General features: G+C 64.9%; 23 protein-coding genes. 10 read left to right on the top strand and 13 right to left on the bottom strand.

What is annotated here, in order from left to right; genetic code table 11:
* The first annotated feature begins 31 nt into the window (after positions 1–31).
* From CFB89_RS23880 to CFB89_RS23890, 3 genes are all read left to right on the top strand, one after another.
* Positions 32–976: a LysR family transcriptional regulator gene (locus CFB89_RS23880; RefSeq protein ID WP_089470019.1), complete on the top strand. Its 945-nt coding sequence runs from the start codon at positions 32–34 to the stop codon at positions 974–976.
* 34 nt (positions 977–1,010) lie between these two features.
* Positions 1,011–1,382, top strand: a complete 372-nt coding sequence (locus tag CFB89_RS23885) for a hypothetical protein (RefSeq protein WP_144030156.1) — start codon at positions 1,011–1,013, stop codon at positions 1,380–1,382.
* A gap of 152 nt (positions 1,383–1,534) precedes the next feature.
* Positions 1,535–2,293 (top strand): SDR family oxidoreductase, encoded by a 759-nt coding sequence (locus CFB89_RS23890; RefSeq protein WP_089470021.1) that lies wholly within the window; start codon positions 1,535–1,537, stop codon positions 2,291–2,293.
* 101 nt (positions 2,294–2,394) lie between these two features.
* Here CFB89_RS23890 and CFB89_RS23895 read toward each other — a convergent pair whose 3' ends face one another.
* Positions 2,395–2,769: a hypothetical protein gene (locus CFB89_RS23895; protein WP_089470022.1), complete on the bottom strand. Its 375-nt coding sequence runs from the start codon at positions 2,767–2,769 to the stop codon at positions 2,395–2,397.
* Here CFB89_RS23895 and CFB89_RS35040 point away from each other — a divergent pair.
* Both CFB89_RS35040 and CFB89_RS35485 read left to right on the top strand, forming a co-directional pair.
* Positions 2,731–2,958 carry a hypothetical protein gene (locus tag CFB89_RS35040; RefSeq protein ID WP_179233496.1) on the top strand — a complete coding sequence of 76 codons (228 nt, stop codon included), beginning with the start codon at positions 2,731–2,733 and terminating at the stop codon, positions 2,956–2,958. The two genes, CFB89_RS23895 and CFB89_RS35040, sit on opposite strands and share 39 nt — an antisense overlap.
* A 61-nt stretch (positions 2,959–3,019) precedes the next feature.
* Entirely contained in the window at positions 3,020–3,169 is a 150-nt protein-coding gene (locus CFB89_RS35485) for a winged helix-turn-helix domain-containing protein (RefSeq protein ID WP_373559876.1), read from the top strand.
* A 107-nt stretch (positions 3,170–3,276) separates the two neighbouring features.
* Here CFB89_RS35485 and CFB89_RS35045 read toward each other — a convergent pair whose 3' ends face one another.
* Positions 3,277–3,423, bottom strand: coding sequence for a hypothetical protein (locus CFB89_RS35045; protein ID WP_179233497.1), 147 nt, complete (start codon positions 3,421–3,423; stop codon positions 3,277–3,279).
* A gap of 278 nt (positions 3,424–3,701) precedes the next feature.
* Between CFB89_RS35045 and CFB89_RS23905 the strand changes: the two genes are divergently transcribed.
* Entirely contained in the window at positions 3,702–4,007 is a 306-nt protein-coding gene (locus CFB89_RS23905; RefSeq protein WP_089470024.1) for a DUF4148 domain-containing protein, read from the top strand.
* A 147-nt stretch (positions 4,008–4,154) separates the two neighbouring features.
* On the opposite strand, the gene CFB89_RS23910 is transcribed toward CFB89_RS23905, so the two are convergent.
* The 8 genes from CFB89_RS23910 to urtA form a co-directional block, all read right to left on the bottom strand.
* Complete coding sequence (locus tag CFB89_RS23910) at positions 4,155–5,180, bottom strand: aliphatic amidase (protein ID WP_089470025.1); 1,026 nt, start codon at positions 5,178–5,180, stop codon at positions 4,155–4,157.
* Between the two features lie 75 nt (positions 5,181–5,255).
* Positions 5,256–5,591 (bottom strand): FmdB family zinc ribbon protein, encoded by a 336-nt coding sequence (locus CFB89_RS23915; protein ID WP_089470592.1) that lies wholly within the window; start codon positions 5,589–5,591, stop codon positions 5,256–5,258.
* Positions 5,592–5,627: 36 nt separating this feature from the next.
* Entirely contained in the window at positions 5,628–6,866 is a 1,239-nt protein-coding gene (gene fmdA / locus CFB89_RS23920; RefSeq protein ID WP_089470026.1) for a formamidase, read from the bottom strand.
* A 61-nt stretch (positions 6,867–6,927) separates the two neighbouring features.
* A complete protein-coding gene (gene urtE / locus CFB89_RS23925) occupies positions 6,928–7,617 on the bottom strand; it encodes an urea ABC transporter ATP-binding subunit UrtE (RefSeq protein WP_089470027.1) in 690 nt (229 codons plus the stop codon).
* 34 nt (positions 7,618–7,651) lie between these two features.
* Complete coding sequence (gene urtD, locus CFB89_RS23930; protein ID WP_089470028.1) at positions 7,652–8,395, bottom strand: urea ABC transporter ATP-binding protein UrtD; 744 nt, start codon at positions 8,393–8,395, stop codon at positions 7,652–7,654.
* Positions 8,396–8,398: 3 nt separating this feature from the next.
* Complete coding sequence (gene urtC, locus CFB89_RS23935) at positions 8,399–9,568, bottom strand: urea ABC transporter permease subunit UrtC (protein WP_089470029.1); 1,170 nt, start codon at positions 9,566–9,568, stop codon at positions 8,399–8,401.
* 55 nt (positions 9,569–9,623) lie between these two features.
* A complete protein-coding gene (gene urtB / locus CFB89_RS23940; protein WP_089470593.1) occupies positions 9,624–10,541 on the bottom strand; it encodes an urea ABC transporter permease subunit UrtB in 918 nt (305 codons plus the stop codon).
* A gap of 55 nt (positions 10,542–10,596) precedes the next feature.
* Positions 10,597–11,871, bottom strand: coding sequence for an urea ABC transporter substrate-binding protein (urtA, locus tag CFB89_RS23945; protein WP_089470030.1), 1,275 nt, complete (start codon positions 11,869–11,871; stop codon positions 10,597–10,599).
* 224 nt (positions 11,872–12,095) lie between these two features.
* Between urtA and CFB89_RS23950 the strand changes: the two genes are divergently transcribed.
* Together CFB89_RS23950 and CFB89_RS23955 are read left to right on the top strand one after the other, a co-directional pair.
* Positions 12,096–15,533, top strand: coding sequence for an ATP-binding protein (locus CFB89_RS23950; RefSeq protein ID WP_089470031.1), 3,438 nt, complete (start codon positions 12,096–12,098; stop codon positions 15,531–15,533).
* Positions 15,534–15,600: 67 nt separating this feature from the next.
* A complete protein-coding gene (locus CFB89_RS23955) occupies positions 15,601–16,539 on the top strand; it encodes a response regulator (protein ID WP_089470594.1) in 939 nt (312 codons plus the stop codon).
* A 201-nt stretch (positions 16,540–16,740) separates the two neighbouring features.
* Here the strand turns inward: CFB89_RS23955 and CFB89_RS23960 are convergent, their stop codons facing one another.
* Together CFB89_RS23960 and CFB89_RS23965 are read right to left on the bottom strand one after the other, a co-directional pair.
* Complete coding sequence (locus tag CFB89_RS23960) at positions 16,741–18,681, bottom strand: FUSC family protein (protein WP_256979771.1); 1,941 nt, start codon at positions 18,679–18,681, stop codon at positions 16,741–16,743.
* Between the two features lie 56 nt (positions 18,682–18,737).
* Positions 18,738–19,835 (bottom strand): branched-chain amino acid aminotransferase, encoded by a 1,098-nt coding sequence (locus CFB89_RS23965; RefSeq protein ID WP_089470032.1) that lies wholly within the window; start codon positions 19,833–19,835, stop codon positions 18,738–18,740.
* A gap of 183 nt (positions 19,836–20,018) precedes the next feature.
* Here CFB89_RS23965 and CFB89_RS23970 point away from each other — a divergent pair, with 183 nt between their 5' ends.
* Positions 20,019–20,477, top strand: coding sequence for an Lrp/AsnC family transcriptional regulator (locus CFB89_RS23970; protein ID WP_179233540.1), 459 nt, complete (start codon positions 20,019–20,021; stop codon positions 20,475–20,477).
* A 121-nt stretch (positions 20,478–20,598) separates the two neighbouring features.
* Here CFB89_RS23970 and CFB89_RS23975 read toward each other — a convergent pair whose 3' ends face one another.
* Entirely contained in the window at positions 20,599–21,747 is a 1,149-nt protein-coding gene (locus CFB89_RS23975; protein ID WP_089470034.1) for a porin, read from the bottom strand.
* A gap of 501 nt (positions 21,748–22,248) precedes the next feature.
* Between CFB89_RS23975 and CFB89_RS23980 the strand changes: the two genes are divergently transcribed.
* Complete coding sequence (locus CFB89_RS23980; protein ID WP_089470596.1) at positions 22,249–23,166, top strand: LysR family transcriptional regulator; 918 nt, start codon at positions 22,249–22,251, stop codon at positions 23,164–23,166.
* The last annotated feature ends 118 nt before the right edge of the window (positions 23,167–23,284 follow it).

The raw sequence follows: 23,284 nt of genomic DNA on the forward strand, positions 1-23,284 counted from the left end.
CTGAATGCAATGAACTGGGCCACGCACAACGATGGAACTGAGCGAGATCGATCTCAACCTGCTGCTGCTTTTCCAGCGGCTGATGCAGGAACGGCGCGTATCGAGCGTCGCCGAGCAAATGAACATGAGCCAGCCGGGCGTCAGCAACGCGCTCGCCAAGCTGCGCCGCCGGCTCGGCGATCCGCTGTTCGTGCGCGGGCCCGGCGGCGTCGTGCCGACACCGTTCGCGCTGCGTCTCGCGGAACCCGTGTCGCAGGCGCTCGCGACGCTGCACGCCGCGCTGAACCCCGACACCGGCTTCGATCCGCTGCACGCCACGCGCACGCTGACGATCGGCATGACCGATATCGGCGAAGTCGTGTTCCTGCCCGCGCTGCTCGAACACCTGTCGCATGCGGCGCCGGGCATCGCGCTGAACACCGTGCGCAACACGAGCGTCAATCTCGGCGACGAAATGGCCGACGGCCGCGTCGATCTCGCGATCGGCCTGCTGCCGCAACTGAAGGGCGGGTTCTATCAGCGCCGGCTGTTCGATCAGCGCTATGTATGCCTGTTCCGGCGCGGGCATCCGCTCGAGGGGGCGCCGCTGACGGTCGACGCGTGGCGCGACGCCGAACATCTGGTCGTGGTGTCGGCCGGCACCGGGCACGGGCAAGTGGACGAATGGCTGACGCGTCGCCGCGTGAAGCGCCAGGTGCGGTTGACGGTGCCGCATTTCATGAGCGTGGGCTACATCCTGCAGCGCACCGACCTGATCGCGACGGTGCCCGAGCACCTCGCGTTGCAACTCGCCGCGCCGTTCTCGCTCGGCTGGCGTGCGCTGCCCGTCACGCTGCCCGGCGCGCCGATCCATATGCTGTGGCACACGCGGGTCAATCAGGACGAAGGGAACCGCTGGCTGCGCGATGTGGTGGTCGAGTTGTTTGCGGAAACCGGTGCGCGAACGCGAAAGGCCGCGGCCGGCCGGCGGACATGATCATGGCGATCGCCTGTCACGGAGAACCCCATCGATGAATCCCAGACGCGTGCATGCGCTCTATCTCAAACATCGTCCCGACGTGGAACTGGTCAAATGCGAATGGATTCATCTACTGTCGACCGGCAGCGTCGATCGCGACCTTCTCTGGAAGATGCTGTCGACGATCGGTTCCGCGGACGTCGTCATCCACGTTCGTCGCAAGATCGGCGATTTTCTGCCGATCGAACCCGCCATCGCTTTTATCGGCGAACACATCGGCAAAGGGCAGATGCTCGTTTCCGATCGCGCATTCACGAACTTCGTCGTCGTCGCGCACAACGGCGTGGCGGCGACCTGGCCACAATGCCTGACGCGAAGCCGGATCGATTTGCTGCCGCGCGCGCCAAACGCCACGGCGATATAGTCGACCGATCGCGAGAGCGTGTCGCGCGGCCAATCGCGCTTCGCGGCTCTGCATCAACCGGCCGGTCGTGCATTTCGACTACATTGCCGAAGTGGCGACGGCATCGCCCCTCGCCCGCCTCCCCCGCCATTCAACCCGCAGGAAATCACGCCATGTCCGTCTCGAAGAAATTCGCCGCCGTCACGGGTGCCGGCTCCGGCATCGGTCGCTCCACGGCCATCGCGCTCGCCCAGGCCGGCTTCACCGTCGCGCTGCTCGGGCGCACGGAGGCGTCGCTGCGCGACACGCAGGACGCCATCCGCGTCGCCGGCAGCGACGCCGAGGTGTTTCCCGTCGACGTCACCGACGAAGCATCGGTCGACCACGCGTTCGCACAGATCGCGCAACGGTTCGGCCGGCTCGATGTCCTGTTCAACAATGCCGGGCGCAACGCCCCGGTCGTGTCCCTCGACGAATACGAACTCGACGTGTGGAACAGCGTCGTCGCAACCAACCTCACCGGCGTATTCCTGTGCGCGCGCGCCGCATGGCGGCTGATGAAAACGCAGACGCCGCAGGGCGGCCGAATCATCAACAACGGCTCGATCTCGGCGCACGCGCCGCGCCCCGATACGATCGCGTACACGGCCACCAAGCACGCGGTGACGGGGATCACGAAGTCGCTGGCGCTGGACGGCCGCCGCTACAACATCGCGTGCGGCCAGATCGACATCGGCAACGCCGCGACGTCGCTCACGGAACGGATGACGCAAGGCGTCCCGCAAGCAGACGGCAGCCTGGCGCCCGAGGCGCGGATGGACGTCGCGCATGTCGCAAATGCGCTCGTCCAGATGGCGAATCTGCCGCTCGATACCAACATCCTCAACATGACGATCATGGCGACGACGATGCCGTTCGTCGGGCGCGGATAGCGCGCGGTGCGACTGGCGCCGGGAGGCAGCATCACGCATTGACTGCTGCCGAATCACCCCGTCGCGCGGCCGCTGCATGCAAGTGCGCTTACGGCACGGATTCAGTGCGGCAGGCCGATCGCCCGCCGCTCGTCCTCGAGCAGTTGCGTCAGCGAAGCGTGCAACCGTTCGAGGCTGCGCGGCGGTAGTGCAAAGCTTGCCCAGCCGAGCCCGCCATGACGCAGTAACAGCACCACGCCTCCTTCCAGCGGATGGCGCTCGGCATACCAGCAGGGATCCATTTCCGTCACGAATGGCTGCCCGTGCGGCGGACGCTCCGGCACCGCCGGCCGCATCGACGCGCGCAGCAAGCTCAAGTACTGGATGACCGCGTCCACGTCTTCCGGATCGAGCACGGCCGCGCCCCGTTCGATCGACATCAGCACCACGAGCTTGCCGTGCTCTTCGATCATCTTGATGCTCAACGGTTGTGCCATGTTTGTCGTCCTTGCCGGAATTACACGATCCAAGTATCGACCTCGGTACACGCGAACCGGCTGAAGATTGGCGATCCGCGCATGAAGCTTTTTTTAGAAAGCGCCGGGAAAGTGCGCGGCTTCATCGGTTACGCGGTCGACCACTGTCGCGTGCCCGACCGCGCCGCCATGCAGCTCGCCGCTGCCTGATTCCGCCGATCACATTGCGCATACGCTGCGTGACGAAGGCCACCGGGTCGACGGCGCGCGGCTGCCGACCGAGTGCCACTTGCTCGCATTCCTGACGCGCAACGCCGGCCGCGTGCTCACGCGCACGACAATCTTCGAGGCCGTTTGGCGGGCTACCGCTTCGATCGGCGGCTCGCGACCACCTGCCCGGCTGAGCCCGCCCGTTCCTTAAAACTTGTTTCATCTTTTTTGCGACCGGCTGTTAGTGGGCGCTCCGCAGAATCCGGTCATCGGTTGCGCATCGGGTCTTTCCCGAGGACGCGCACAGCCGGCTCTTCTTCACGACGATATTGAACGGAGCAGCACCTCATGCTGAAAATTGTCCGGCTCGCGCTCGCCCGGCCCTATACGCTGCACCTTCGCGAACGCCGGCAGCGACGAACACGCGAGCGCGACCAGGCCGGCCATCATGACGGTTGATTTCATTGCGTTACCCCCTGGGCGCACCGCGCGGTGCGCGGCTTCGATTGATCCATCGCTCGACGATACGCCGCTGCGCCTGACCATCCGGGCACACGCGCATGAAGGATTCTTTAACTTTTAGCGCATGCGGCAACCCGTGCATGACCCGATCCGGGTTTGCATAAAACATGTTTCATCCTCGCGCTGCTGTTTGGATAGCCCGCTGTCCCTAATCTTCGTCTCGCGGCCGACGCAGGCATCCTGCCGTACGGCCTCTATTCAACGCTATCCAGGAGCCGAAGATGAATCACCCCGCCCGCTACCTCGTCTGCGCCGCCATGCTCGCATTGAGCGTCTCCGCGCATGCCGAGACGAAACTTACGCCGGCGCAATGCCATGACTATCCGTTCGTGCACACGAACGGACAGGTCTCCCACCGACAGCTCGTCAACGAACTGAACGAGCTGGAATCCGTCGGCTACGACCCGTCGTCCGGAGACGAGAGCAGCTATCCCGACGATATCGATTCGGCGCAGGCGCGCCTGATGCAGAAGTACCGGCACGATTGTGCCGGGGCGGCCAATACCGTCGCGTCGAGCGGTAACTGAATCGCCCCGGGGAACCCAAGCCGCTCGACGCTAGAGGCGCCGACCGAAGTAGCGCGACTCATCGAAGACTTCCTTGCCGCGGCAAAAAACCGAATGGCGTACCGCACCTGCCGCACGATGAACGCCCGATGCTCACGGCGCGCATACTCACTTTTCGTGCGGAATGCCGTCGATCGGGCACTCCGGCGTGCCGGGCGTTGCGCGCGTGAGCGCTTCGACACGGCGGCGCATCGCGTCGGGATCCGCAACCCAGTCGCGATAGAAGCCGAACGGGCATTCGGCGACGCCATTCGCGCCGTCGCCGGAATGGATCGTGCCGGTATAACCGCGATGCAGCAGCTTGTACAGATGGTTCTGCGACTGCATGTTGCGCCGCGCGTCGCGAATCATGCCGAGCGACAGCTCCGCATACTGCACGCCCATTTCCTCTTCGCCGCATTCGCCGAGTGTGCGCCCGTCGAACCCGACGATCGCCGAATGGCCGAAGTACGAATACACGCCGTCCCAGCCGGTGGCGTTGGCCACGGCCACGTAAGTGTTGTTCATCCACGCCATGGCCTTCGCGACCATCACCTGCTGCTCTTTCGCCGGGTACATATAGCCCTGGCAGCGCACGATCAGCTCCGCGCCATTCATCGCGCAGTCGCGCCAGATCTCCGGATAATTGCCGTCGTCGCAGATGATCAGGCTGATCTTGAGGCCCTTCGGCCCATCCGTCACATAGGTGCGATCGCCCGGATACCAGCCTTCGATCGGTGTCCACGGCATGATCTTGCGATACTTCTGCACGATCTCGCCGCGATTGTCGATCAGCACGAGCGTGTTGTACGGCACCTTGCGCGGATGCGCCTCGTGGCGCTCGCCCGTGATCGAGAACACGCCCCACACGTTGGCCTTGCGGCACGCCGCCGCGAAAATACCCGTCTCCTCGCCGGGAATCGTGGACGCCGTGTCGAACATTTCCTGACGGTCGTACATGATGCCGTGCGTGGAATACTCGGGAAACACCACGAGATCCATGCCCGGCAAACCCTGCTTCATGCCTGCCACCATGTCGGCGATACGGCGCGCGTTGTCGAGCACCTCCGCCTTCGTGTGCAGACGCGGCATCTTGTAGTTGACCACCGCGACGCCCACGCAGTCGCGGCTACTCGAAATATCACCATGTCGCATGACGCTTCCTCCTTGAACTCGTTGACGCCGCGCGCGACGGCCTGTTCGCAGGCATCGGCTCGCGCGCGGCACACCTCAGTGGCTGATCATCCACGGACGCCCCGCCGGCCGCTTGAGGCCGTCCGACGCCGTGCCCGCCAGCTTCGACGCGCCGCCCGAGCAACAACTGCAACCGGCGAGATGACGTAGCGGCGGCCCGTCGGCGGACTGGCGCGGCGCGTGCGCGGCACGTTCGTTGGTCGCGTGCGCGGCGCGACGCGTGCCCCCCATCAGCGCCAGCGATGGCGCGCTGATGACGCGCCCACCTTCCGCGCCGCAGTCGGGACAGCGGCACGGTTTCTCGCGATCCGCGATGCGGCGCATCACGGAGAACGGCCCGCAGCTTGCGCATTCGAAGTCGTAGATTGGCATGACGGCCTCCTGTTCCTGCGTCATTTCAATGTGTCGTTACGCGTTCGCGAGATCCGGCGAACACGGCAGATCGACGCCGCCCTGGATGTGCCGGATCGGGCCGTCGGCATTCGGGCGAATGTCGAAGTCGAAGATCTGTGTGGGCAGCCACAAGGTCGCGCACGCGTTCGGAATGTCCACCACGCCGCTGATATGCCCCTGCACCGGCGCACAGCCCAGCAACGAATACGCTTGCGCCCCTGAATAGCCGAATTTCTTCAGGTACTCGATCGCGTTCAGACACGCCTGGCGATACGCGGTGGTGACGTCGAGATAATGTTGCCCACCGTGCTCGTCGACGGAAATGCCCTCGAAAATGAGGTAATCGTTATAGGTCGGCGTGATCGGGCTGGGCTGAAAGACGGGGTTGCGAATACCGTATTTCGCCATGCCGCCCTTGATGAGATTCACGCGCATATGCACCCAGCCGGCCATTTCGATCGCGCCGCAGAACGTGATCTCGCCGTCGCCCTGGCTGAAGTGCAGGTCGCCGACCGACAGGCCCGCGCCATCCACGTACACGGGGAAAAACACCTTCGAGCCGCGCGACAGATCCTTGATGTCGCAGTTGCCGCCGTGCTCGCGCGGCGGCACCGTGCGTGCGCCCTGCGCGGCCGCCTGGTCGCGCGCCTCGCCCGCGAGCTTGCCCATGTGCGCGGTGGCCGCGAACGGCGGATTCGCGAGCGGCGGCACGCGATCGGGCGCGGTGGCGATCAGGCCGGTTTCGCGCGCGTTCCAGGTCTCCAGCAGCGTCGGGTCGGGCAGGCAGCCGATCAGGCCCGGGTGAATCAGGCCCGCGAAATTCACGCCGGGAATATGGCGCGAGCTCGTATAGACACCATGAAAATCCCAGATCGATTTTTGCGCGCTGGGGAAATGGTCGGTGAGAAAGCCGCCGCCGTTCGTCTTCGAAAAGAAGCCGTTGAAACCCCATTGGCTATCCGCCTTCGCGCCGATGTCGAGCAGGTCGACCACCAGCAGGTCGCCCGGCTCCGCGCCGTGCACGCCCACCGGGCCGGACAGAAAGTGCACGATCGACAGGTCGATGTCGCGCACGTCGTCGGCGCTGTCGTCGTTCTTGATGAAGCCGCCGGTCCAGTCGTAGGTTTCGAGGATGAAATCGTCGCCGGGCTTGACCCAGCAGGCCATCGGAATGTCGGGGTGCCAGCGGTTGTGCACCTGTTCGTTTTCGTAAGCCGACTGGTTCAGATCGACCTTGATGAGAGTCTCGGGCATGGCGTTCGCTCCTGGGTTCGCGGATTGACAGACGGCGCGGCGCGCGAACGCCGCACCGCGCTCAGACGGACAGGTATTCGCGGATGCGGTCGGTGTCGCCCGCATCGCGCGTGCTTTGGTGCACGAAGCGCCCGCCCTCGATCACGAACAGGCGGTCGGCCACGTCGAGCGCGAAGCTCAACACCTGTTCCGATACGACGATGGCGATGTTGCGGCTCGTGCGAATCTGGTTGAGCGCTTTGGCGATGTCCTTGATGACGGACGGCTGGATGCCTTCGGTCGGCTCGTCCAGCAACAGCACCTTCGGGTCGGTCGCGAGCGCGCGCGCGATCGCCAGTTGCTGTTGCTGGCCGCCCGACAGATTGCCGCCCTTGCGCTTTCTCATGTCGAACAGCACGGGAAACAACGCGTACAGTTCGTCGGGCACGCGCTGGCTCTGCGCATTTTCGAGGCCCGTCTGAATGTTTTCCTCGACGGTCAGCGACGCGAAGATCTGCCGTCCTTGCGGCACGTAGCCGATGCCTTTCGACACGCGGCGGTAGCTCTCGTCCTTCGAAACGTCGGCGCCGGCCACGCGTACCGTGCCGCGATTGGCGGGCAGCATGCCGATCAGCGCCTTGAACAGCGTGGTCTTGCCCATCCCGTTGCGGCCCATTACGGCCACGCTTTCGCCCTGCGCGACGGAAAAGTCGATGCCGTGCAGCACTTCGCTCTGCCCATAGCTGACGACGAGATCGTCGACTTCCAGCATGATGTGTTCTCCGTGTTGTCGTTCGGTAACCGAATCAATGACCCAGGTAGACGTCGATCACGCGCGGATCGGCCTGCACCTGCGCCATCGGCCCTTCCGCGAGAATCTTCCCCTGATGCATGACCGTGACCTTGTGCGCGATGCGCTCCACGAAGGCCATGTCGTGCTCGATCACGATCATCGAGCGGTTGCGGCAGATGCGGTCGAGCAGATCGGCGGTCAGTTCGCGCTCGCGCACGCTCATGCCCGCGATCGGTTCGTCGAGCATCAGCAGTTCGGGATCCTGCATGAGCAGCATGCCGATTTCGAGCCACTGCTTCTGGCCGTGCGACAGCAGCCCCGCTTCCAGATCGAGCGCGGCGGCGAGGCCGATTTCGTTGGCCACGTCGCGCACGCGATCGGCCACGTCGGCATCCTCGCGATAGGCGAGCGCGCCGAACACGCCGCGTCCGCGCGGAAACGACACCTCGAGGTTCTGCGCCACGCTCAGGTTTTCGTAGATCGACGGCGTCTGGAACTTGCGGCCGATCCCTTTGCGCACGCGGCGGAATTCCGCGAGATGCGTGATTTCCTCGTTGCGGAACTTGATGCTGCCCGCCGTTTCCTTCGTCTTGCCGCAGATGAGGTCGAGCAGCGTGGTCTTGCCCGCGCCGTTCGGGCCGATCACCACGCGCAGCTCGCCGCGTTCGAGATACAGATTGAGCGAATCGATCGCCTTGAAGCCGTCGAACGACACGGTCAGGTCCTCGATCGCGAGCAGAAAGTCGGTATTGCTCATGCTTCACGCCTCCTCGTTCGCCGCACCGAGCAGCCGCCGCACGCGCGGGCGCACATGCTCGTCGTAGAGACCGGCCAGCCCGTTCGGAAACACCATCACCACGCCGATGAACATCGCCGCCATCAGATAGAGCCAGAGGTTCGGAAAGCTCTCCGAGAACCAGCTCTTGCCGAGATTGACGAGAATCGCGCCGTACACCGCGCCGACCAGCGACATGCGCCCGCCAATGGCCGCGTAGATCACCATTTCGATCGACGGCACGATGCCGACGAACGACGGCGACATGAAGCCCACCTGCAGCGTGAACATCGCGCCGCCGATCGCCGCGAGCATCGCCGCGAGGCAGAACGCGAACACCTTGAACATCGCGACGTCGTAGCCCGAGAAGCGCACGCGGTCTTCCTTGTCGCGCATCGCGAGCAACAGCGTGCCGAGCTTGCTGCGCTGAACCCAGCGGCCGGCGAGCAGCGCGCCGATCAGCAACGCGGCGTTCACGAAGTACAGGATCAGCTTCGCGTGATCGGTGCGGATGTCCCAGCCGAGCAGCGTGCGCAGATCGGTGATGCCGTTCACGCCGCCCGTATAGCCTTGCTGGCCGATGATCAGCACCGAGAGGATCAGCGCGACCGCCTGCGTGATGATCGCGAAGTACACGCCGCCCACGCGCCGCTTGAACATCGCGTAGCCGATCACGAAAGCGAGCGCGGTGGGCACGACGAGCACCGCGAGGATCGAGAACGGCAACGAGTGAAACGGCTTCCACCACGTGGGCAGCGCGGTGAGCTGGTTCCAGTCCATGAAGTCGGGAATCCCCGGCGTGGTCTGCGTGTGCGTGGCGGCCGGATCGGACGCCTCGAGCTTCAGAAACATCGCCATCGCGTAGCCGCCGAGGCCGAAGAACACGCCCTGGCCGAGACTGAGCACGCCGCCGTAGCCCCACGCGATCACGAGGCCGATCGCCACGAACGCGTAGGTCAGGTACTTGCCCATCAGGTTCAGGCGGAACGTGTCGAGCGCGAGCGGAAACACGACCACGATCAGCAGCGCGAGCAGCACGATGCCCGCGTAGCCCGACGTGTCGAGCCGCGCCACGCGGGCTCGCCAGCCGGCCGGCGGCGCACCCCGGCCGGATCGCGGGGATACGCCGACCGCCGCGGGTTGGATGGGTTCCATGTCCATCTCTCCAGTCGAATGAAGCTGTGAATGAGGCTTGTGCATGAGCGCGGGCTTAAACGCGTCGCACCTTCGACGCGAACAGGCCCTGCGGACGCAGCATGAGAATCACGACGACGGTGAGCAGCGTGAGCACGCGTGCGATCGAGCCCGACAGAAAGAACTCGCTGATCGACTGCATCTGCGCGATGCCGAACGCCGACGCCACGGTGCCAAGCAGGCTCGCCGCGCCGCCGAACGTCACGACGAGAAACGAGTCGACGATATAGAGCGAGCCGCTCGTCGGGCCCGTCGAGCCGATCGCCGTGAAGGCCGCCCCCGCCACGCCCGCGATCCCGCAGCCGATCGCGAACGTCATGCGGTCGGTACGCCGCGTGTTGATGCCTGCCGCGTTCGCCATCGGCCGGTTCGCGACCGTGGCGCGCACGCGCAAGCCCCAGCGCGACCGATAGAGCGCGAGCAGCAGGCCGCCCGTCATCAGCAGCGCGAGGCCCATCACGAACATGCCGCTCACCGGAATGTCGAGGCCGGGCGTGGGCTCCCACGAACCCATCAGCCAGTCGGGCAGCGCCGGACTCACTTCCTTCGGCCCGAAGGTCGAGCGGAACACCTGCTGCATGCCGAGGCTCAAGCCCCAGGTGGCGAGCAGCGTGTCGAGCGGACGCTTGTACAGATGGCGGATCAGCGCCCACTCGGCGAGCCAGCCCGCCGCGAAGGCCAGCGCGAACGCCGCGAGAATCGCGAAGAAGAAATACACGGGCGTGAGCGCGTGCCAGACGTTCTGCGAAAACCACGAGAACATGTAGACCGTATACGCGCCGATCGTCATGAATTCCCCGTGCGCCATGTTGATCACGCCCATCTGGCCGAAGATCACGGCGAGCCCGAGCCCCATCAGGAGCAGGACGCTGAAGAGGCTCAGACCGGCGAAGCCCTGCATCAGCGTGATGTTGAAAATATCGGTAGCGGACATCGAACGCTCCTCGCGCGGCGGCGTCATCGGCCGCCGCGCCGCTGCGGTTGACGGATTACATGTAGCCCTTCGGGAACGGATTCGGCTGGATCGGTTGCTCCGACTGCGCGACGACCTTGAACTGGCCGTCCGCCTGGCCCTGCCCGATCAGCGAGCGGCTCCACAAGTGGTGGTTCGCATCGACCTTCGCGTAGCCTTGCGGCGCGTTCGCCACTTCGATGCCCGCCGAGTGCGCGACCACCTTGTCCACGTCGAAGCTGCCCGCGCGCTCGCACGCGGCCTTCCAGATCCACGGGCCGAGATAGGCGGCCTGCGTCACGTCGCCGATCACCGACTTCTGGCCGTAGCGCGCCTTGAACGCCGCGACGAACTTCTTGTTGTTCTCGTTATCGAGCGACTGGAAGTACTTCATCGACGAATAGAAGCCCGCGAAGTTGTCGCCGCCGATGCCGAGCACTTCGTCTTCCGTGACCGACAGCGTCAGCAGGAACTGCTTCTGCGGCGTGATGCCCGCGGCCTTGAGCTGCTTGTAGAACGCCACGTTCGAGCCGCCCACCACGGTCGCGAAGATGCAGTCCGGCCGCGCGAGCTTGATCTTGTTCATCAGCGACGCGAATTCGGTCGTGCCGAGCGGGTAATACTCCTCGCCCACCACCTTCGCGTGCAGATGCTGCTCGATATGGCGGCGCGCGATCTTGTTGGACGTGCGCGGCCAGATGTAGTCGGAGCCGATCAGGAAGAAGGTCTTGGCCTTCTTCGTGTTCGACGCCCAGTCGAGCGCCCAGAGAATCTGCTGGGTCGCTTCCTGGCCGGTGTAGAACACGTTCTTCGACTGTTCGAGACCTTCGTAGAAGGTCGGGTAATAGAGCAGGCCGTTGTCCTTCTCGAATACCGGCAGCACCGCCTTGCGCGAGGCCGAGGTCCAGCAGCCGAACACCGCCGCGACGTGGTCGTTCTCCAGCAGTTTCTTCGACTTTTCGGCGAAGGTCGGCCAGTCGGACGCGCCGTCTTCCTGAATGATCTGCACCTTGCGGCCGAGTACGCCGCCCATCGCGTTGATCTGCTCGATGGCGAGGCGCTCGGCCTGGATCGAGCCGGTTTCGGAAATCGCCATCGTGCCCGTGGCCGAGTGAAGCTGGCCGACCGTCACCGTGGTGTCCGTGACCGCGAGGCGCGTGGTGTTGACCTTCGCCGTGGGCGGCGTCTGCGCCAACGCGCCGCGCGGCAGGCCAAGCGCCATCAGCGGCGCGGCGGCGAGACCGCCGAGCATTTTCCGGCGCAGCGGCGAAGGCATCCGGGCATCGTCATCGAGTCGATCGTCTGCGGACATCACGTTCTCCTTATCGGGTGCCCGGCGCGGAGCGCTGCGGGCTGGGTCGAGGTTGGACGCAATGTAGAAAGCCAATTTGAGGATCGGAATACGTCAATCGACGTATTCCCGGTGCGTGGACTGGAATGTAATTTGCATTGCAGGGCGATCCTGAGCGGTGTGGCCCGCCGTTGTGCCGTTCGCGCCCCGCTCGCGCCGCTTTCGCACCATTTCGGATCATCTTCATGTCCCAGAGTCACCCGTCAGTGGGCGCGCCCGGTACGCAACGCATCGTCAAGGTGCGTCGCGACTACAACGCGTGGGTCGGCGACGAAACCCTCGAGGACTACGCGCTGCGCTTCACGCCGCGCTCGTTCCGGCGCTGGTCGGAGCTGCGCGTGGCCAACACGGCGATCGGCGCCGTGTCGTTTCTGGTGCTGGAAGCGATCGGCGGCAGCCTGGTCGTCAACTACGGCTTCACGAACGCGGTCTGGGCCATTGCGGCCGTCTCCGTGCTGATCTGGCTCACCAGTTTGCCCATCAGCTATTACGCGGCGCGCTACGGCGTGGACATGGACCTGCTCACGCGCGGCGCGGGCTTCGGCTATATCGGCTCGACGGTCACGTCGCTGCTGTACGCGGTGTTCACGTTCATTTTTTTCGCGCTCGAAGCGGCCATCATGTCGCTCGCGCTCCAGCTTTATTTCCATATTTCGCTGGCGATCGCCTACGTCGTCAGTTCGCTCGTGGTGATTCCGATCGTCATGTTCGGCATCACGCTGATCAACCGCCTGCAAAGCTGGACGCAGCCGCTGTGGCTCGTCTTGTTCGTGCTGCCCTACGCTGCCGTGCTGTGGCGCCATCCCGACCTGATCGCGCAATGGACCACCTTCGCGGGCTTCGCGCCGCAAGGCCGCGCTTTCAGCCTGGTCGCCTTCGGCCAGGCGTCGACGGTCGTGTTCGCGCTGATCGTGCAGGTGGGTGAACAGGTCGACTATCTGCGCTTCCTCCCGCCGCTCACCGCGAAGAACCGCACGCGCTGGTGGTTCGCATTGCTCTCGACGGGGCCGGGCTGGATCGTGCCCGGCGCGCTCAAGATGCTGGGCGGCGCCCTGCTCGCCTTCATCGCGCTCCAGTACGAAGTCGATGCCAGCCACGCCACCGAGCCGACGCAGATGTACCTCGTCGCCTATCACTTGCTGCTCGACCCGTTGGGGCTCGCGAGCTGGGCGCTGCCCGCGATGACGCTGTTCGTGATCGTCTCGCAGTTGAAGATCAACGTGACCAACGCCTATGCGGGCTCGCTCGCGTGGTCCAATTTCTTCGCGCGGCTCACGCACAGCCATCCGGGCCGCGTGGTATGGCTCGTGTTCAACGTCATGATCGCGTTGCTGCTCGTGGAAATGGGCGTGTTCGATGCGATCGCCAAGGTGCTGTCGCTCTACGCGAACATCGCGATTGCGTGGATCGGCGCGTTGTTCGCCGATCTCGTCATCAACAAGCCGCTCGGCTACAGCCCGCGACATATCGAATTCAAGCGCGCGCACCTCTACGACGTGAACCCCGTGGGCGTCGGTGCGATGCTGATCGCGGCGGCCGTCGCGATGCTCGCGCATAGCGGCTTGTTCGGCGTGCTTGCCCAGGCGATGTCGTCGTTCATCGCGTTCGGCGCGGCGTTCGCGTGCGCACCCGTGCTCGCGATACTGACACGCGGCCGCTATTACATTGCCCGCGCCGCGCAACCGACCGGCGACGCCACCTCGCTGCGCTGCGCGATTTGCGAAAACACCTTCGAACCCGACGATACGGCGTACTGCCCTGCCTACGGCGGCACGATCTGCTCGCTGTGCTGCTCGCTCGACTCGCGCTGCCACGATCGCTGCAAGCCGCACGCGCGCTTCACGTCGCAAGCCGACCGCGCGCTGCATCGCGTGCTGCCCGGCGCGCGGCTCGGCCCCGCCGCGCTGCGCCTCATCCACTATGCGAGCCTTGTGCTCGCCATGCTCGCCGTGCTGGGCAGCGTGCTCTACCTGATCTGGTCGCAGAGCGCGACTTCGATGAGCGCCGCCGGGCCGTCGATCGGCCATGCGCTTGCGGGCAGTTTTCTGAATATCTTTCTCGCGCTGTCGCTGGTGGGCTGCATCGCAGCCTGGTGGTTCGTGCTGGAGCGCGAAAACCGCCGCGTCACGCAGGAAGAGTCGCAGCGGCAAAACGAATTGCTGATGCTCGAGATCGACGCGCATCAGAAAACCGACGCGGCGCTCAAGCGCGCGACCGCCGCCGCGGAATCGGCCAACCGGGCCAAGAGCCGTTACGTGTCCGGTTTGAGCCATGAGTTGCGCACGCCGCTGAACAGCATTCTCGGCTACGCACAATTACTGCTGCAGGCGAAGGAAGAACTCGCGCCCACCCGCTACAACGCCGTGCGCACGATCCATCGCAGCGGCGAGCATTTGCTCGCGCTCGTCGACGGCCTGCTCGACATCGCGCGCATCGAGGCGGGCAAGCTTCAGTTGAACGTCGCCAAGGTATCCCTCGCCGATTTCGTCGCGCATCTGACGTCGATGCTCCGTCCGCAGGCGCTCGAAAAGGCGCTCGCCTTCGACGTGCAGACGGTCGGCCGGCTGCCGGCTACCGTGCGCACCGACCAGAAGTGCATGAGTCAGATCCTCACGAACCTGATCGGCAATGCGATCCGCTTCACGTCGAGCGGCACGATCACGCTGCGCGTGAGTCACGTGCTCGATACGCTCAAATTCGAGGTGATCGATACCGGCCCCGGCATCCCGCCCGCCGAAATGGAGCGCCTGTTCCTGCCGTTCGAACGCGGCGAAGCGGCCCATGCGTACGATCACGGCGCCGGCCTCGGGCTGACGATCTGCCGCCTGCTCACGCAAGCGCTCGGCGGCAGCCTCGAAGTGGACAGCGAAGTCGGGCACGGCACGCGCTTCGTGGTGCGCCTGTTCGCCCCGGCCGTCGACGCGGCGGCCGAAACCCACGCCGAACTCGCGTCGATTCTCGGCTATACGGGTGCGCGCCGCACCATTCTCGTGGTCGACGACCTCGACGATCAGCGCGACATCGTCGTGCAGTTGCTCACACCGCTCGGCTTCCACGTCGCCGAAGCGGCCAGCGGCACCGATGCGCTGCGCTGGCTGGCGATTCACACGGCGGACGCGATCATCATGGACATTTCGATGCCGTTGATGGACGGCTACGAAACCAGCCGCCTGATCTCCGAGAATCAGTTGTCGAACGCGCCCATCGTGCTGCTCTCCGCCAACGCGTTCGCCGACGACCGCGACCGTGCGAGCGCGACCGGATGCAAGGGATATCTGGTGAAACCGCTGCAGGTGAACCTGCTGCTGGACAAGCTTGCACAACTGCTTGCACTCGACTGGATTGCATCCGAAACCAACACGAGCGCGCTACCGGCGGCGAGCCTGCCTGCCGCGACACTGCCGCCCCCACCTGCCGTGTGGCCACGCGAACTCATCGAACATCTGCATGCGCATCTCGAAGTCGGCTACGTACAGGGCGTGATCGAGCAGCTCGACGCCGCCCGCGAGGCCTGGCCCGGGTTGCTGCAACAAATCGACGCGTTGCGCGCGTTGGCGGAACGCTTTCAGCTAAGGGAACTCGAGCATGAACTTGACCGACTCGCGCGCGGCGCGAACGCATGACGCGCCCACCCCGATCGTGGCTGCCCCGATCGTCGACGCCCCGGCCGCGTGGCTGCGCGAACGGCCCATGATATTGATCGTCGACGATACGCCGGAGAACCTCGCCTTCCTCTCCGATACGCTGCAGGCGCACGGCTACGCGGTGATCGTCGCGCTGTCCGGCGAGGACGCGCTCAAACGCCTCGCGCGCGTGACGCCCGACGTGGTATTGCTCGACGCCATGATGCCCGGCATGGACGGCTTCGAAACATGTGTGCGTATCAAGCAGGACGGACGACACGAGCATCTGCCGGTGATCTTCATGACGGCATTGACGGAGAGCGAACATGTCGTACGCGGCTTTCGCGTGGGCGGCATCGATTACGTGACCAAACCGGTGCAGCCCGAAGAGCTGTGCGCGCGCATCGGTGCCCACGTGCGGCGCTCACGCGCCCAGTTGTACGCGGAGGCCGCACTGTCGCTCGACACGCGCGCGGCGCTGATCGTCGGTGCGGACGGCACGATTCGATGGCAAAGTCCGCAAGCTGCGCATCATCTCGCTGCATACACGGCAGCGCATGACACCCCCGCCGATGCCGCGCCAACCACGAACGCGCGCGATACCGGTGCGCCGCCGAAACTGCCTGCGCCGCTGCGCATCTGGTTCATCGACTGGCTCGCGCGCGGCGCCCAAGGCGACGCCGTCCACGAATTCAGCTCGGGCCAGATACGCCGCTCGGCCAGTGCGACGCTGGGCCCGGAACCGGGCGAATGGATCGTGGTGCTCAAGGAAAGAGACGACACCGTGCATTGCAATGCGCTCGCCGAACGCTTCGGCCTGACGATGCGCGAGGCCGAAGTGCTGCTGTGGGTGTCGCACGGCAAGACCAACCGCGATATCGGCGACATTCTGGGCATCGCCCCGCGCACGGTGAACAAGCATCTCGAACACCTGTTCCGCAAGCTACATGTCGAGACCCGCGCGGGAGCCGCCGCCGCGGCGATCAAGATGCTCGAGCGCACGTGAAAAGGTATCGCCTTCCCGCACATCGGTGGCAAGAACGTTGCTGGCGGAGCGATGCGTTGAACGACCGCCCGAACGATCGTTGGCGGATGGCGGGTACCGCCAACGGTCGCAAGTCGGTAGCCCGTCGCGCGAGATCAGCCGATTCCTGCCGAACCCGAACACGTGCCGGCACTCGACGGGCGCGTGATGCGAGCGCTGCGGTTACTTCCGCCACCGCCCCTCGCCCATGTTTTTTCCGAACAGCGCATCTTCGAATGCGCGGTTGAGTTCGGTCAACTTGACATCGAGCCGGGCCAGTTCCCGATGGGGCTGCAACGAAAGATCGCCGGATATCGCGAGCGTTCCGTGCCCGACACTCGCAGCCGCATCGAGCGGCATCGATCGGCCGTGATCCGCATCGCTCATCAACGCCTCGATTCGCGTGACGATGGCTGCGCGCGTACGCCGCTCGAAGGCGACAGCCGGAGCGCCGGCTTCAACGGGCAGAAGCGTCGCCACGATCCGGCCGTACAGCCAGCAGACCAGCAGCGTGTCCGACAACCGTCGCGCATCGCCGGAGACACGGAGCATGCGCCACGCGGCCAACGGCCTGATCGCCATCCGCACCTCGTGAAAACGGCGATCGACCGCGCGCGTCTGCGCCGCCTCCGGCCATGTGCCGTCGTCGCGCGCGTGCACGAGTTCGCGCAGCGCGGCCAACAGGCCGTGCGAGCGCGTCGCGATGTGGCGCGACGCCGCCAGCGGCATCACCAGCATCGCCGCCGCGAGCGAAACCGCGCAGCCGATCAATACCTCGCCGATACGCAGTTCCGCCAGCGCACCGATCTCGAACCCCAGTTGCGCATAGACGAGGCCGATCAGCACCGTCAGAAAGAATACGCCGCGCCCGTAGGCGTGCAGGATGTGGTACGCCCAGGCGAACACACACACGCCCATGACGACGACCACGAGTGCATTCGCATGATGAACGGCGCTGACGACGAGTACGCTCGCGAGCGCGCCGGCGAGCGTACCGGCGACGCGTTGCGTGCCGCGATAGATCGTGTCCGCGCACGAATACGTGCCAAAGAACACGACGAACGTGCTGAGCACCGCCCACATCCACCGCTCCGACGACAGCGTCTCGCCAATCAACATCGCGGCGCACGCAGCCGCCGCGGCGCGGATCGCCGGCAACCATGCAAGCGTGCGCCAGTCGGCGCCCCACCGAAGCGCCCGCGCATGCCGCGGCGACGCGGGCGGACGGGCGGCGGTCATGCGCGCCGCCACTTCGCCGGCGACGCTATCGAAGCGCGCCATCGCCGCGCGTAGCGCCGCGGCGGCGGCATCCGTCCGGTCGTGCTCGAGCACGCGCCGGGCCGCGGCGATCTCCAATGCGACGAGCGCGGCGTGCAAGGCACGCGCGTCGCGCTCGTCGAGTGTCGACGCGTGATGCTCGAGCGCGATGGCGGCTTCGTTCAATGCGAGCAAATGCGCCATCGCATCCAGCGCGCCCGCGTCCGACACGTCGCTTCGTGCGATGCATACCGCTTGCAGCGATACCGAGCGCGCGATGAGCCGGGGCGTGTGCGCCGCATGCGTCGGCAACAGCATCCGGCAGACGAGCACGACACCCGCCGGGCCCGCGATCGACATCGCCAGCATATGGCCGACCTGCGGCGCGGCCGGATGCAGATAGAGGCCGAGGTAGTACATCGCGATCGCCAGGAACGCACATCCGATCGTGCGCGGCCCCTGGGTCTGGCACAGCATCGAACAGAACAGCACGATCACGAAACCCGCCTTGCCGACGGCTGGCCACGCGCTCGCGACGGCGGCCGCAGCGAAACTCGCGCAGGCGACGCCGTATTGCCACGCAAGCGATTCATACCAGTCCGGCCGGCGACCATCGCGCAGGAAGAGTGGCGCGATCATCGCGAACAGGATGCCCACGGCGCCGGTGGTGATCGCCAAACCGAGATGAAGCGCCGATGCAATGGCGAGCGCGCCGGCAAGCACGCTCGCCAGTGCGGCGCGTGCACCGCCCAGCAGTCGATGAAGACCGGGGTCGACAACGAACAGGCGGTCAATGGCGCGTGACAACGAAACAACTGACATGATCGAAACATTCCAGGAGGCCGTGCGTCTGGTTCCGGCCGGCATGCCGGCCGCGGCTTTCAGGACGGCCGCCGCAAGACGCGACGGCCGCCGCGCCGAACTCAAAACACGCGGTCCACCCAGCCGTGGCGATCGGCTGCGCGCCCGTTCTGGATATCGAGCAGTGCCGCTTTCAGGCGCGACGTGACCGGCCCCGCGCCACCGTCGCCGATCGTGAAGTCGTACGCACGGCCCTTCACCCGGCCGATCGCCGTCACGGCCGCCGCCGTGCCGCACGCGAACGCCTCGACCAGTCGGCCGCTGCGCGCATCCGCCTGCCACTGCTCGATCGTGTAGCCCTCTTCCCGCACCGTGTAGTTCAGATCGCGGGCCAGCGTGATCAACGACGCGCGCGTAATGCCCGGCAGAATCGTCCCGTTCAGCGGCGGCGTCTGGATCGACCCGTCGTCGAACACGAAGAACACGTTCATTCCCCCCAGTTCCTCGATCCAGCGGCGTTCGACCGCATCGAGAAACACCACCTGTTCGCAGCCCTCGCGGGTCGCCTCCGCCTGTGCGGCCAGGCTCGACGCATAGTTGCCGCCGCATTTCGCGTCGCCGGTGCCGCCCGGCGCCGCCCGCGTGTACTGCTCCGACACCCACAGCGTCACGCCCGACGCGCCGCTCTTGAAGTACGCGCCGACCGGCGTCGCGATCACGCAGTACAGGTACTCCGGCGACGGCTTCACGCCGAGCACCGCCTCCGTCGCGATCATGAACGGCCGCAAATACAGCGCCGCGCCGTCGAACGCCGGCATCCAGTCGCGATCGGCCCGGACGAGCGCACGGACCGATTCGACGAACATCGCCTCCGGCAACGGCGCCATCGAGAGCCGCTCGGCCGAATGACGAAAGCGCCGCGCATTCGCATCGGGACGGAACAACGCCGCGCCGCCGTCCGGCAGCCGAAAGGCTTTCAAGCCCTCGAAGATTTCCTGCGCGTAGTGCAGCACGAGCGTCGCCGGATCGAACCGGAACGATTCGCGCGGCCCGATTTTCGCGTGATGCCACCCTTCGTCCGCCGAGTACCGGATCGTCACCATGTGATCCGTGAAGACCCGGCCGAAACCGGGATTGGCGAGCAGCGCGGCGCGCTCGGCCGCCGCGACGGGGCGAGGATTTTTTTCGAATTCGAAGTGCTGGACGGAATCGGTGCTCATCGTTTGCCCCTTGATCGGCAGCGGGACCGTCCCGGCTGCTACGGGCAAAAATTTATCGTAGAAAAAATAATTTCAGGTTGCGTGTTCGCCTTAAGATGAACGCGGTTTGGCAATTCCATGCCTCAAAAACCGAAAACCCGGGCACCGCGTGCCTCAACCGAATAGGTCGCACCAATGGCCGTCATCGAACTGGACGAAATGGATCGTCGCATTCTGAAAGTGCTCCAGGAAGACGGGCGAATCCAGAACGTGGAACTGGCGCAGAAAGTGGGCTTGTCGCCGTCGCCGTGCCTGCGTCGAGTCAAGCAGCTGGAACAGGCCGGCGTCATCCAGCGCTACGCGGCGCTGCTCGATGCATCGAAGATCGGCGCGGGCTTGACCGTGTTCGTCCGCATCTGGCTGACGAGCCAGGACGCGAAAACCGTCGACCGTTTCACCGCGGCGGTTCAACGTCTTCCACAGGTGCTCGAGTGCCACCTGATGGCGGGCGATTGCGATTGCCTGCTGCGTGTCGTGACCGCCGATATCGACGCCTATCGGCAACTCCAGATCGACCACCTGACCCGGATCGAAGGCGTGCAGAGCGTGAAGACCGAGATTCCGATGCAGAAGATCAAGCAGACTTCCGTGCTTCCGCTTTGATTGCGCACGGCGCTACGGAACGCTGCGGGCGACACGCCGGCGAGTTCTGTCGAATCGGGGCATGTGTCGGCGCACAAGCCGCGTTCGCGGATCCATGCGGCCTCCGCGAACGGCATTGGCGTCAGAAATGATGCAGCAGCGCGATACGCGCGACATATTGATTCGGGCCTGACGAGATATCGGCGGCGCCCGGAATGTACGCGTAGTCGAAGTCGGTCCCCGTATGGGCGTTCATCGCATGCTGATAGACGCCCTCCACGAACACCGACGTGCGTTTCGACAAGTCGTAATTCACCTTCGTGCTCAGTTGATGCCACTTCGGATTGAACGCACCGACCGTCGACGCGACGCGGGCCTGGGTGTACGTGTATGCCGCGCCGACATAGAACGCGGTCGTGAAGTGATAGAGGCCGTTCACCTCGAAGTTGTCGAACTTCCATGACTTCCACGCGCCGCCCGGTGGCTGCGTCGTACCGGTGAAATACGCGTTCGAAGTCGGATCGTAGACGTCGACGTGCGAATACGTGAATCCCACGAGCGCATTCGAGAACGCATAATTCACGCCGATGCCGATGTTCTGCTGCGACGACGCATCGAACGTGTTGTCGCCGGTGATCGCCCCGGTCGAATCGGCATTGCGTGCGTTGTTGATCTTCAAATACGACGCGCCGACCGTCAGCCCGCCCTGCTGGTATTGCAGCGCGGCGCCATACAGGCGGTTGTTCGCGAAGCCGCCCGCCTGATTGCTGAACCCGTACATCGCCTCCGCGGTCACGCCGTGCCACACCGGCGACACGTACTTGACCGCGTTATTCACGCGGAACGAGTAGTCGGTATTGTCGTTGTCGTACGGATGCGAGAACAGGTAGCCGGTCCAGTTGCCGTTCGCGGTGAGCGGCGAGAAGAGGTCGACGCTCGGATCGTACTGGCGACCGAACGTCAGCGTGCCGTATCGATCCGACGCGATGCCGACGAAGGCCTGGCGGCCGAACTCCCGACCACCCTGGTTCATTTTGCCGGTATTGACGTCGAACCCGCTCTCGAGCGTGAAGATCGCCTGGTAGCCCGCACCGAGGTCTTCCGTGCCCTTGATACCCCAGCGGCTGCCGTAGTCATAGCCGCTTTGCAGTTGCACGGTGCCGTGGCCGCGTGCGTTGCTCGTGTAGTTGATGCCGTCCTCGATCTTGCCGTACAGAGTTACGCTGCTCTGCGCATGTGCGGCTGCAGCAAGCAAGGCCGCGGGCGCGACGATCCCCCAACGCTTGTTCATGACGATTTCCCCCTGGTTTTTTCGTTTGCCGGTCGTAACGCTTCCGCGCTGCGTAGGTGCCGCGTCGAGGCTGCTCGGCGATGCGACGGGCGCAGTGTAATGAGCCGATTTTCTGCTGTTAGCCCCTCTCGGCAGGAAGGTGCTCTTCAAAATGGGGGATGTTTGTCGGCGCGGAAAACGGCTAGCGGGCGGTTGAAAAGCAGACGGGCCCGCGTTCCATGGACTGTCGCGAGCCGTTTGGCGGGTGGCCCGGATCTCTGCATGGACGCTCGACAGAGCGCCCGTCGCAATTCAGGCACGAATATCGCTGGCACGCGACATCACTCGCTTGCGCGCTTCAGCGGATCTGGAAAGAGTCATTCAAGTCGGGATGGCCTGGCACGCCGGGCGCCGCAAGACAGGACGATCGCGCCGGCGAATTCGTGTGCCATACGCACGAATTGACAGCACCCATCGGTATGCCGAAACTGAGCATCCTTTTCCATCGCGGTGGTCATCGAAATGAATTTCGAGATATCGGACTTGCGGGCCTTTGTCGCGACAGCCGATCTGGGCAGCTTTCGCGCCGCGGCCGACACGTTGCATCTATCGGCGTCCGCGCTATCGCGCCGGATAGAAAAACTCGAGGAGGTGCTGGGCGTCAGACTGTTCGAGCGAACGACGCGAAAAATGGACCTGACGATCGTCGGTCGCGGGTTTCTCGAGCGCGCTCACCGTATCCTCAACGAGGTCGACAACTCGATGCTCGAGTTCGACGATCTTGCACGCAAGATGACCGGCGAACTCACGGTCGCATGCGTGCCGTCGGCGGTACGTTACTTCCTTCCCGAAACCATTGCGACCTACCATCAGCGTTACCCGGGCATTCGCCTTCGTCTCATCGACGAGCCGTCGTCGATGGTCTTTCTCGCCGTCGCGCGTGGCGAAGCCGATTTCGGTCTGACTTACGTCGGCACCGAAGAGCCGGACATCGAATTCACCCCGCTGCTCGATGACCCTTTCGTGCTCGCTTGCCCGCGCAGTCATCCGCTCGCAAAGCGCAAATCCGTCGCGTGGGCGGAGCTCGCCCACCTCGAGTATCTGGCCATTGCACAAGGCAGCGGCAATCGCGCGGTCATCGACGAAACGCTGGCCGGCGTCGCCGACCGGCCCAAATGGTTCTGCGAGGTACGCCATGTGCCCGCGCTCGTGAGCCTGATCGAAGCGGGCTTGGGAGTCGGTGTCGTGCCTCGGCTCGCCATGCCCCGCGGCCCGCACAAGGCACTGACCAGCGTCGCGCTCGTCGATCCGCCGATCCGGCGAACACTGGGCGTCATCCAGCGACGCGGCCGCGGTTTGTCCTCCGCAGGCCGCTTCTTCCTTGAGCTGTTGACGGAGAGGCGCTCGCCCGATGTGCCGCCCGCAAGCGCTTCCGAATAGGCGAAGCGTCAGCCCCGGCCTCAGGCGGGACGGCAAAGCCTTCGTGGGGTATCCGTCAGTTGGGCTGGATTCGTGCGCACGACGCACCAATCGAACGAAAATATGCGTTTGTTGCGTG

Source organism: Burkholderia sp. AU16741 (assembly GCF_002223345.1).
Lineage (GTDB): Bacteria > Pseudomonadota > Gammaproteobacteria > Burkholderiales > Burkholderiaceae > Burkholderia > Burkholderia sola.

Coding starts and splice junctions, on each gene's coding strand:
- CFB89_RS23880 (WP_089470019.1), top strand. CDS start 32: ATGGAACTGAGCGAGATCGATCTCAACCTGCTGCTGCTTTTCCAGCGG.
- CFB89_RS23885 (WP_144030156.1), top strand. CDS start 1,011: ATGAATCCCAGACGCGTGCATGCGCTCTATCTCAAACATCGTCCCGAC.
- CFB89_RS23890 (WP_089470021.1), top strand. CDS start 1,535: ATGTCCGTCTCGAAGAAATTCGCCGCCGTCACGGGTGCCGGCTCCGGC.
- CFB89_RS23895 (WP_089470022.1), bottom strand. CDS start 2,769: ATGGCACAACCGTTGAGCATCAAGATGATCGAAGAGCACGGCAAGCTC.
- CFB89_RS35045 (WP_179233497.1), bottom strand. CDS start 3,423: ATGAAATCAACCGTCATGATGGCCGGCCTGGTCGCGCTCGCGTGTTCG.
- CFB89_RS23905 (WP_089470024.1), top strand. CDS start 3,702: ATGAATCACCCCGCCCGCTACCTCGTCTGCGCCGCCATGCTCGCATTG.
- CFB89_RS23910 (WP_089470025.1), bottom strand. CDS start 5,180: ATGCGACATGGTGATATTTCGAGTAGCCGCGACTGCGTGGGCGTCGCG.
- CFB89_RS23915 (WP_089470592.1), bottom strand. CDS start 5,591: ATGCCAATCTACGACTTCGAATGCGCAAGCTGCGGGCCGTTCTCCGTG.
- fmdA (WP_089470026.1), bottom strand. CDS start 6,866: ATGCCCGAGACTCTCATCAAGGTCGATCTGAACCAGTCGGCTTACGAA.
- urtE (WP_089470027.1), bottom strand. CDS start 7,617: ATGCTGGAAGTCGACGATCTCGTCGTCAGCTATGGGCAGAGCGAAGTG.
- urtD (WP_089470028.1), bottom strand. CDS start 8,395: ATGAGCAATACCGACTTTCTGCTCGCGATCGAGGACCTGACCGTGTCG.
- urtC (WP_089470029.1), bottom strand. CDS start 9,568: ATGGAACCCATCCAACCCGCGGCGGTCGGCGTATCCCCGCGATCCGGC.
- urtB (WP_089470593.1), bottom strand. CDS start 10,541: ATGTCCGCTACCGATATTTTCAACATCACGCTGATGCAGGGCTTCGCC.
- urtA (WP_089470030.1), bottom strand. CDS start 11,871: ATGTCCGCAGACGATCGACTCGATGACGATGCCCGGATGCCTTCGCCG.
- CFB89_RS23950 (WP_089470031.1), top strand. CDS start 12,096: ATGTCCCAGAGTCACCCGTCAGTGGGCGCGCCCGGTACGCAACGCATC.
- CFB89_RS23955 (WP_089470594.1), top strand. CDS start 15,601: ATGATATTGATCGTCGACGATACGCCGGAGAACCTCGCCTTCCTCTCC.
- CFB89_RS23960 (WP_256979771.1), bottom strand. CDS start 18,681: ATGCCGGCCGGAACCAGACGCACGGCCTCCTGGAATGTTTCGATCATG.
- CFB89_RS23965 (WP_089470032.1), bottom strand. CDS start 19,835: ATGAGCACCGATTCCGTCCAGCACTTCGAATTCGAAAAAAATCCTCGC.
- CFB89_RS23975 (WP_089470034.1), bottom strand. CDS start 21,747: ATGAACAAGCGTTGGGGGATCGTCGCGCCCGCGGCCTTGCTTGCTGCA.
- CFB89_RS23980 (WP_089470596.1), top strand. CDS start 22,249: ATGAATTTCGAGATATCGGACTTGCGGGCCTTTGTCGCGACAGCCGAT.